Genomic DNA, 9,681 nt, shown 5'->3' on the forward strand with positions numbered 1-9,681 from the left:
GCTGCTTCCTTGGCGAAAGCTTCAAGCTCTTTCTTGTTCATATTGCCTATCCTTAGCCTTTAAGGCTTAGTTTAGGCAATTACACAGAAATTGAGACAGTCTCGTCCTTTCTTTTCATCCGTATAAACACCGCTGAAAGTGTTCCCTCTGCAGAGGATTAAGTGTCTGCCCTAAGACAATCAAAAGGGCTCGACTCGCCAATCATGACGAGTCTTCAGCTAAGCTATACTCTTTAGCTTTGAATGCCGACCTTTCAAGAGATGACATTCATCTTTATACGAACAACGAACTATTGAAATCCAGAACTTTCCGGTTTCATCGGCACCTTTAAATTCAACATTTATTCCGTATTTTTTCATCGAAACCAAAGCCCAAGCGGCCGCAGAAAGTATGATTGATAATGTGATCTCTTTACCCGATTACCCCGGAAAATAGCATCAAATCTCTTTCCATTGAAACTTTCTGGGAGTGCCGATTGTTATGGTTTCTGTTGGACCAGAGCGTGAGCAAATGATCATTCGCTAGACGCTATATCGCTTTCAGTTGGTTGTTTTCTATATTGGCCTGGGGCTACACCGATCGTTTTCTTGAATCGTTTTGAAAAACTGAACACATCGTTGTAACCCAATTGCTCAGCTATTTGCTCTATAGACCATGTGGTGTGAAGGAGCAAATACTTTGCACGCTCCATTCGTAAAAAAATGAGGTGTTGTATAGGACTCCGTTGGAAGCGTTTTTGAAATAATCGGTGCAAATGAGGAGAGGAATATTGGAGCATTTCTGCAATGTCAGTGACGGTCCACGGAAAGTGCAGTCGTTTCTCTATATCGCGGATTAATTGATCCAAACGTTGGAATTCAGAAGGGCCAGATAAGGGTGCGCATAATGACTCTTCGAGGTAATGCTCCAACTGTTGCATGATGGGTTGTCGATGTGTCAGTGAACGCTCGTAGTAAATTAAACTCAGCGTGTGGAAAATCTTTCGGCAGCTATCAAGCCTGACAACGAGTGGGCGATCAGCACAAATGTTTCTCCAGCGAACACAATCCATAAGGTGAAACCAAACCATGGAAAAAGAAGTGGATGTTAATTCGATTATAAAGGGTTTATTGGCAGGCAATGTGACTAAATGGCATTTACTCACCGTTTGGTGACCATCTTCAGTGTACAGCTCAAAAGAGCCATCAACGACATAATAGAGGGTATGATCAACAGGATTAGTCCGACCCACACGGTACTTACCTGCAAGATTTGATACACCACATAAACTGATTTCAAGTGCATCCATTTCAGGTGTCTTTGTGCTCTCAACAAACCTTTCGTTGCATTCGGGGCCAATCTCCAATACGTCTTGCCATTCAAACATAAACTGCACCTATTTTACCAAATGATAGTTTTGGATAAAAACTGGATAGATTAAACCATAAATAAATAGGAAATATAACCTTATAATAGCCTCAAGATTTAGAGAGACTTCAAATATTCATCCATTAATTTTAGAGAGAAAAACTATGACTAACATCGAGGTTTTGGGATTTACATCAGCATTTTTAACGACAGTTTCCTTTCTTCCACAAGCTATTCAGGTAATTAAGACAAGAGACACGGCTTCTTTATCATTAGCTATGTACAGTATCTTTACCCTTGGTGTGGCATCATGGTTAATCTACGGCTTAGTGATTCAAGATAGTGCAATGATAGCTGCGAACATGATTACTTTCTTTTTGTCTGCCACTATTTTGGCTATAAAACTATATAATGAGTGGAAAAGCAGAGTGCAATCAAAAACCTCATGTGGGTTGAATCATTCTGTGCAGAATTAAGCGCAACCCAGAATTCAGTTTGGAAAATATTACATTGTTAGCGTTTGGAGTGGATCAGGGACTTATCTTGTACTCTTTTAATATTTGAACAGCAGTTAGTGTCAAACTTGGGTTTAGTTTGACCATTATGGCAAGACGGAAAGTAGGGGAAAGAAAAGGGTGATGTTTATTCCCTCAGCTTAGTGACAAAATAGACCACAAGGCTAAAACGTTAAGATGAATGCTTTATTTTTTCCTTGCTGCAATAATTCAATGAACGCTTTGATTTTTGCTAGGTTAAACATATCTCTATGCACTAAGGCCCAGATAGGGAAATTCCAGTGTAAATGTGGTGCGATTTCAATTAGATCAGCATCATTTTTGACCACACTTCTTGGCACCGCACTAATACCGCAACCACTCTCCAAAGACCTAAACGCAACTTGTGAATTAGAACATAGAAATACAATGTTCTGTTCTGACACATTGTTGTGAATCCACTCATTCCACAATAGATGCGGCGGTCTATCTTTCATCGCAATAAATCGGTGTTGAGGCAGTTCCTTCTCTGATGGATGTCCCATCTCTTCTATATATGATTTGTGGGCGCATAAAACTATGTCCAAATCGGTAATTGGAAACACAATATTGTCCGGAGTTGTGGGTTTTTCACCACTTCTGATGGCAATGTCGGCTTCTCCATATTCAAGACTGTAGTTTCTAATATCGCTTATGTAGTCCACACGCATACGAGGGTAGCGGTGTTGGTACTCTTTGATAAAAGGCATAACCAAACTGGCGATATCACTGAGGGTCGCAATGGTAAGAGTCCCCTCTAATGCTTGATCTTTGCTGGTGATCTGAGACGTCAGTTGTGCAAATTGGTTCTCCGTGACTTCTCCCAGACGCATAATTTCCAGTCCGGCTTCCGTTGGTATGTAACCTTTATCACTCCGCTGAAAAAGAATCACCCCTAACTCTTCTTCAAGTGCATCAATATGACGCATGACCGTTGAGCGATGCACACCGATATCTTGAGCGGTGGCACTGAGAGTTTGGTATTGAGCAAGCTTGTAAGCGGTTCTTATTTCGTTCCATTTATTCATTTTTCACCCGTTGCATAAATGCACATGACTGTCTTATTTTCGCTCATTTACCATAGAAATGAAACGCGATAATTTACCCTTATTGAAGATTGTTGGATGTGGACAAATGAATATGAATACGAAAAAGGTAGATGTTTTAATTATTGGCGGTGGTTTTGCTGGCGTGTCTGCGGCTCAGGCGCTAGAGAAGCAGGGTATCGAGACTTTATTGGTGGATAAAAAAGATTACTTTGAAGTGACTTTTGCAACACTGCGTAATGTCGCCGCGCCTGAAGTTACAAGAGATGATGCAAGAAAACAGTATGAAAGTTTTTTAACAGGCTCATTTATTCAAAGTGGTGTCGCTGAGCTTAATGACAGCGTGGCGACGTTAGAGAATGGCTCTTCTATCGAATTTAAGATGGCCATCATCGCTTCCGGGACCCGTTACCCTACGATGCCGCTAGCAAAGCCTATTAATGCATTAGACTTAGACACTCGAAATAGTGAAATGCTTGGGTACCATGATCAAATAAAATCAGCGAACAAAATACTTATCATCGGAGGTGGTGTGGTAGGTGTTGAATTGGCTGGAGAAGTGGCTTATAGATTTCCTGAAAAACAAACGGTACTGGCCCATAGCTCAGACGCACTATTAGATGGATTTAAGAAAAAAACACAACGCCTCACACTAAAACAGTTAGAAGCGTTGGGCGTTAATGTTGAATTTGACACTCGTTATGCCAACGTTGATGACGCATACATTGATGCCAATACAGGGAAAACCAGTGATGCTGATGTCGTTTTTCAAGCGGTAGGTACACGACCGAATAGCGAATTCTTAAAGCCCTTTATGGCTCATATCCTAGATGAGAAAGGGTTCGTGAAAGTAAATGATAAATTGGAAGTTATCGGCCAAAATAATCTGTACGCACTAGGCGATGTTGCGGATGTGGGTGAAGCTAAATTAGGCTATCTTGCGCAGCAACAAGGCGAGTATGTTGCAAAATCGATCAGCAAAAAGTTAAAAAATAAAAAAGTGAAAGGGTACAAGCGTAATCCGTTAGTCGCACTTATCCCAACGGGGCAAAAAAGTGGTGTGACAGAGACGCCTATTGTCGTGACGGCATTTAAGCCTTTAATCAATATGAAGCAAAAAGATCTCTTTATAAGCAAGATATACACTGCATTTGAGGCATAAATCTGAACCTCAAAAGTTGAAGCAATACCACGAATATAGGCGGACCAATCGACGCCTATTTATGGTTACTGTTTCGTTATGTCATTCCATCCCTGACAAAGCCATACAGTAATGGTTCAAAAACTCTGGAATAATTTCAGCATTAATGACTAGGTACACTTTTAAAGCACTTTTTAAACCTTCTAGTCAGATCATATGTAAATATCAATTCTGGAGAGAAACATGAAAAAAATCATTCTTGCTGCTGCACTATCATTCCTTGCGACAGGTTGTGCTCAACAAACTTTTGTAATGGCACCTGAAGCAAATACAACAGAGACAGAAGCGACGTCAGAGCAAGCTCATCATTTCTTCATTAGTGGCTTAGCACAAGAGAAGCAGATTGATGCAGCAGGCGTATGTGGCGGCGCAGATAAAATTGCAAAAGTAGAGGTTCAGGAAACCTTTATTAATGGACTACTGGCGACCGTGACATTTGGTATTTACACACCTCGCGAAGCTCGTGTTTATTGCAAGGCTTAAATCAGCCTAGTTAGCTTAATGCTGACGTTGTAAAAGTAACAAAACAGAACCGCGCAAAGTTAATTGCTTTGCGCGGTTTTTTGTTTAGGGCTACAACGATAATCCAGCTCAAAATGGGTAAACGGCTTATTTACCTTACTTAAGAATCAGGTCTTGCAACAAATTCACTGTATTTCCTTGCGTTCTAATTTAACACGACCAATAGCAAACGGACCGTCTGATATCGGATCTTCTTCAGAGTGCTGTGATATCCAATATCCGCTAATCGGACCAGATCGAGGCATATCCAGTATCAATGTGCCAATCCAGCTCTCTTGATGTACTTCGTCATCAATTTCATAAATTAACGCCGCAGTATCTCCAGTTTGAATTCCACTGGCAAAAAAAATGGCTGTGTTATCGACTTTTCCTCCTTCTAGCAGAGAAGACCATTCGAGTGTGCCTGTCATTTCGACTTTTCCACCACGGGTTGTTGTTTCTAGATCGATTAATTTGTAGTTATACAGTTTTGAATGTAGATCGAGCGCTTGCCCTAACTCATTAGCATCAAGGTCTTCAGCATAACCCTGAAAAGTTGAATGAAATTCTATTGGCATTAACCATTTTTGGAAAACAGGTACGGTGTGAAGAATAATTGTTAAAAATATGGCCACCAATAGCGCAAAACTGACAAATCGAAAATGAGACTTTGCACTTTTTAGAGTAAATTTTTTCTCTATTAGAGCGTTATTTTTGTCAGATGTACTGTCTTGAGAAGAAGAGTTTTGATTATCTAAATTTTTATCTATTGTTGCTTTTTCTCTTGCTTGCTCAGGTGGGATACCGATGAGCTTTGCGATCGACAGCAATTCCTTGTCTTGAAACGATTCAGGCTCTCTCCATCTTAAATAGAGGGTCGATTCACCAATATCAACTTGTTTCGCAAATTCTCTTGTTGAGAGCTTCCGCCTTTTCCCATTTTTCATCCCATCTTGTCGATATTGCAGGACAATAGCCTCCAATTTAGATCGCGACCTTTTCAATTTATTTCCTTATTTATCAATCGTATAAAACTATATAGAGATTATTTTGTTGAGTCTGGCTGCATAACTTGAGCCCATTGATAGTTACTAGATATGTTGGTTGTTGTAATTCAATAAATTAACAAAAACAGTGACTGATTGTAAGTATAAGGAAAGGGAATCATGAAAGGGCTTTATCTCGGACAAGGTTTGACCGTAAAGATCAACTATTAATGACAACTCGACCGTTCCGCATCAATAAATTGAAATATAAATAGAATTTACAAACAATATAGGAATACACATGACAATATCTTGGCTATATCAACATAAAAAAACGCTTTTGGCACCAGCTATTGCCGCTGCACTTTTAAGTGGCTGTGGTGGTAGTGACTCGGAGCCAGAATCAGCAACGTTTTCCATCACAGCCATTGATGGATACTTGCATAACGCTGAAGTGTTGGTAGATACCAATCTAGATAATACCTGTGATAAAACACTTGGTATGACCAATGAGCAAGGCAAACTAGACGTTGATACCGTTTATCAAAATAAACGAATTTGCATTACTGCAAAAGTAGGTGAAACCATCGACTTAACGCGCGGGGTAGTTGAAAAAGGTTTTACTCTTAAAGCCCCCATTGGATCGGTAGTCGTTAGCCCTTTAACTAATCTCGTCGTTGATATATTGGCCATCAATAATACGTTAACCTTAGATGAAGTGAAAAATGATTTACTTGAAGCTATGCAAGACAGTGGCATGGACGTTGATGAAACCACGGTATTTGGTGATTATCTCGCTTTTGCACAATCTTCAGCACCAGAACAGCAAGTTAAAAGTAAGAAACTCGAAATTATCGGCGAAGCATTAGTTGATGCTCAAGGTAGATCAAACCACACAGCTGCAACGCAATTAAACCTCGTGAAAGCAATTACCGAACAGATCAAAGACGCTGATGAACTGATAGATCTTCAAGACCTCCAGCCTACGGTGAAAGAGGATGGTACCCTAGCGCCTACAATTAATCATCGACCTACATTTACTGGAAATGATTTAAAACCTTACGAAGCATCGATCGTTGATGGAGGAGGTCGGCTAGAAATTGACCGAAGTGTCGAACTCAAGTTCACAGATTCAGACGCAGACAAGCTTACATTCAAAATCAAATCGCTAACGGGCGACCAACCCCATGTGACAATCTCAGACGAAGGCATTATTTCTGGTATTCAACAAAATAAAGCAGGAAATTATCTTTTCCATATTTATGTCGTTGATAGCAACGGCGCAAAATCTCGTCCTGTTCCATTTAAATTAACGCTGACGACGTCAAATAAGGCGCCAGCCCTGAATCCAACACAAGCAGCAGAATTTATATCTGACATCAAAGCGTTAGCATTCATCAAAGGCGTTGAGTTTCCAGAGCAGTTTTTTTCGCTCAACGACATATTTACTGATTCAGATGGAGATGTGATTGCTTATACAGTGACTACCGCACCAAAAGCGAATGGCTTGAATGTATCAATTAAGCAACAGCAACTCCAAATTAGTGGCACGCCTATTCAATCAGGTAATGTTGACATCACTATTACTGCGACGGATAGCGAGCATAGTAAAGGGAGCCAAATAACTATTCCACTGACGATTCAAGATCAAGGCGTATTGGTCAATCATCCACTTGAAGGAACAGTGTTTTACCACATTGATAACAGCAGTGATTCAGGAGAGCATCCGAACTTAAGCTGCCAAGCTGTAAAATTTGAAAATAAGGCAATTTATTTTTCACCAGAAAGTGACACACCGTTTACCTGTGAAGAGCCGACAGACAATGTTGGAACCTATACGATTGATGGTGATACGTTGACGGCAACTATACTCGAAAATGGGAATACGGTTGTCGATGATTTTACTATTCTCAATCGTATCTATGAAAATGACGGATACCTTGTTAGAGCCGAGCCCAAAGGTCGAACGAATGAACATGCATGGGTAAGACACTTTTTTACAAATGCTCAACACGTTGATGAGCAGATTGACGCAAGAGGGGCGGCACACCAATATTTGGTATGGAAGGGTAATGAATATATTTCCGGAGATGCCAGTGTTCATCTCAACGGCCACTCTAGCTTGAACCAAGAACCGAGTGTTTCGATTACTTTTAGTAAATCGTTAAGCTGTGAAGAGATACACAAGATCTATAGTAGTATATTTATATCTGATGAGGCTGGTTACACCGTGAAATCACAAGGTTGCAATATCAATGAGTTAAAGCAACCAACTGTAGTATTTTCTGATTTAACTGGTATACGAGGTGGAAAACTCATTGACGGGCATTACTATGCGGTTACGACTGATTTAGCCCCTACTTACCGAGATAAAATGGAACCTTTGATGTTGCGTATGAAATATCAAGGTGTCTATAAATGTGACCAATTTGATTCAAATTTTGACGAACAAGATCAACCTGAACAGTTATCACGAATCAGTGATTATGAAAACGCTGTCAATATGTGCAAAAAGAGTTCTAATGCAAATCCATTCGGAAAGTTAGAGTCCACCTTAAAAACTTGGACTCAAGATGCCAGCGCATTTAAATGGATTGGCCAATATGAAACTTATATGTTTGAACAAACCGAAGAAAGCAAACTTGTCACACTTACTGTTCATCATGAGAAAGGTACCGATGAGAAAATTAACGCAAATTGGAAATATGAAAAGGGTAATTTAGTTATATACAATGTGAAAGGGGGCGAGGGTCAATCTACGGAGATCATTGAAACCTTAGCGTTAATAAAAGAAGCAGACCAAAATCTTGCCTTGTTAAGCTTATTACAAGACCCTGCTTACGATGAACTAAATTTAGGAAACCACACCACTCATGGTGCAATACAGTCAAAGATATACGCATTTATGGTGAAATAATAACTTATTGACTGATTAATTAAATACCCATTTATATGGCTTGCTATCGGGATTTGGTTTTTGATCACAGGCGATCAATTATCGATTTAGATATTGAAGGTTCAAAATAATTCTAGTTTAAAAATTATGATTTAACTGCAACTACCAAGTGAGTTTTTTCATTTTACTTTCCTTTTTCGGCTATTTAGTGCTGGTATTAGGTTTCAGGTAAAGCCCTTCGTGTTGCGCCACTGAGGGTTTTTTTTGTTTCTCTCGCAATGTTAACGACGTAAAGCGATATGTGGGATTTTGGATACTATATTTAATCCATACTTTGCTAATTCCCTGAAACATTCTGTTTAGAGGTGTGCTGGCGAGGCATCAAATATGAAAATGCCCCAAAGTTTGCCAGCTATTTCGCTTAAAACGTTTTTACAATTGGTTACTTGGCCTATTAATTCTAATCGGTGTAGTGTTTATGAAGTCAATGGTTATTTGTGCTCGTGAAGAGAGGTTTAGCAAGGAAGTAATAAATGAACATGAAAAAATTTTCGAGTGTAGTTGGATTATCGTCTTACACTCTTCGATACTATGAAAAAATTGGTTTGCTCAAACAAATCCAAAGAAATAGCAGCGGTCACCGAATTTACTCAAACAGAGATGTTGATTGGGTGAACTTTGTTAAACGACTCAAAGACACTGGGATGCCGCTAGAAGAAATTCAAAAATATGCGTCATTAAGAGATTTAAGCATTAGAAAACAAAATTAATTTATATAAAAAGGGAGAAGTGAGTTGACTTAGAGTTCACTCTAACTTGTAAGGTGTGTTGGTCTTTTATTCAGAGGAGAACACCACATGGACAACATTCGATTTAATTCTGGACTAGAACAGTTATCAAAAATCGATGGTGAAGCAGGCCACAAAGTCATTGAGAGTTTACAAGATATTTGCCCTGATTTAGCTAAATTCACAATAGAATTTCCATTTGGCGATATCTATACACGGCAAGGCTTAGACTTAAAATTAAGAGAGATTGCTACAGTCTCTGCTTTAACCGCTATGGGAACCTGTACGCCGCAACTAAAAGTGCATTTGCATGCAGCCCTTAATGTTGGTTGTTCAGAAGAAGAAATCAAAGAAGTAATAATACAAATGTCTGTCTATGCAGG

Annotated in this window: 8 protein-coding genes and 1 pseudogene; 6 read left to right on the forward strand and 3 right to left on the reverse strand. The window is 39.5% G+C overall.

Going from position 1 to position 9,681, the window contains the following annotated elements; genetic code table 11:
* Nucleotides 1-514 precede the first annotated feature (514 nt).
* Nucleotides 515-1,366 (reverse strand): AraC family transcriptional regulator, encoded by an 852-nt coding sequence (locus F0249_RS19235; RefSeq protein ID WP_171757537.1) that lies wholly within the window; start codon nt 1,364-1,366, stop codon nt 515-517.
* A gap of 145 nt (nt 1,367-1,511) precedes the next feature.
* Here F0249_RS19235 and F0249_RS19240 point away from each other — a divergent pair, with 145 nt between their 5' ends.
* A complete protein-coding gene (locus F0249_RS19240; protein ID WP_017053437.1) occupies nt 1,512-1,823 on the forward strand; it encodes a SemiSWEET transporter in 312 nt (103 codons plus the stop codon).
* A gap of 203 nt (nt 1,824-2,026) precedes the next feature.
* Here the strand turns inward: F0249_RS19240 and F0249_RS19245 are convergent, their stop codons facing one another.
* Nucleotides 2,027-2,908 (reverse strand): LysR family transcriptional regulator, encoded by an 882-nt coding sequence (locus F0249_RS19245; RefSeq protein ID WP_171757538.1) that lies wholly within the window; start codon nt 2,906-2,908, stop codon nt 2,027-2,029.
* A 112-nt stretch (nt 2,909-3,020) separates the two neighbouring features.
* On the opposite strand from F0249_RS19245, the gene F0249_RS19250 reads away from it, so the two are divergent.
* Together F0249_RS19250 and F0249_RS19255 are read left to right on the forward strand one after the other, a co-directional pair.
* The gene (locus tag F0249_RS19250) at nt 3,021-4,088 is read left to right on the forward strand and encodes an NAD(P)/FAD-dependent oxidoreductase (protein ID WP_171757539.1); all 1,068 of its coding nucleotides are present in this window, start codon (nt 3,021-3,023) and stop codon (nt 4,086-4,088) included.
* Nucleotides 4,089-4,310: 222 nt separating this feature from the next.
* A complete protein-coding gene (locus tag F0249_RS19255) occupies nt 4,311-4,610 on the forward strand; it encodes a Bor family protein (RefSeq protein WP_136995167.1) in 300 nt (99 codons plus the stop codon).
* A gap of 164 nt (nt 4,611-4,774) precedes the next feature.
* Here the strand turns inward: F0249_RS19255 and F0249_RS19260 are convergent, their stop codons facing one another.
* Nucleotides 4,775-5,632, reverse strand: coding sequence for a hypothetical protein (locus F0249_RS19260; RefSeq protein ID WP_171757540.1), 858 nt, complete (start codon nt 5,630-5,632; stop codon nt 4,775-4,777).
* A gap of 283 nt (nt 5,633-5,915) precedes the next feature.
* On the opposite strand from F0249_RS19260, the gene F0249_RS19265 reads away from it, so the two are divergent.
* The 3 genes and pseudogenes from F0249_RS19265 to F0249_RS19275 form a co-directional block, all read left to right on the forward strand.
* On the forward strand, nt 5,916-8,531 hold the full coding sequence (locus tag F0249_RS19265; protein WP_171757541.1) for a putative Ig domain-containing protein: 2,616 nt from the start codon (nt 5,916-5,918) through the stop codon (nt 8,529-8,531).
* 512 nt (nt 8,532-9,043) lie between these two features.
* Nucleotides 9,044-9,308, forward strand: a pseudogene (locus F0249_RS19270) (MerR family transcriptional regulator).
* A 59-nt stretch (nt 9,309-9,367) separates the two neighbouring features.
* Nucleotides 9,368-9,681: carboxymuconolactone decarboxylase family protein (locus tag F0249_RS19275; RefSeq protein WP_171757543.1), on the forward strand; the 314-nt coding region annotated here is incomplete at its 3' end.

Source organism: Vibrio sp. 03-59-1, assembly GCF_013114135.1.
GTDB lineage: Bacteria > Pseudomonadota > Gammaproteobacteria > Enterobacterales > Vibrionaceae > Vibrio > Vibrio cortegadensis.

Bases quoted from the DNA above. Each gene is read 5' to 3' on its own strand.
- F0249_RS19265 (WP_171757541.1), top strand. From the start codon at position 5,916: ATGACAATATCTTGGCTATATCAACATAAAAAAACGCTTTTGGCACCA.
- F0249_RS19255 (WP_136995167.1), top strand. From the start codon at position 4,311: ATGAAAAAAATCATTCTTGCTGCTGCACTATCATTCCTTGCGACAGGT.
- F0249_RS19245 (WP_171757538.1), bottom strand. From the start codon at position 2,908: ATGAATAAATGGAACGAAATAAGAACCGCTTACAAGCTTGCTCAATAC.
- F0249_RS19235 (WP_171757537.1), bottom strand. From the start codon at position 1,366: ATGTTTGAATGGCAAGACGTATTGGAGATTGGCCCCGAATGCAACGAA.
- F0249_RS19250 (WP_171757539.1), top strand. From the start codon at position 3,021: ATGAATACGAAAAAGGTAGATGTTTTAATTATTGGCGGTGGTTTTGCT.
- F0249_RS19240 (WP_017053437.1), top strand. From the start codon at position 1,512: ATGACTAACATCGAGGTTTTGGGATTTACATCAGCATTTTTAACGACA.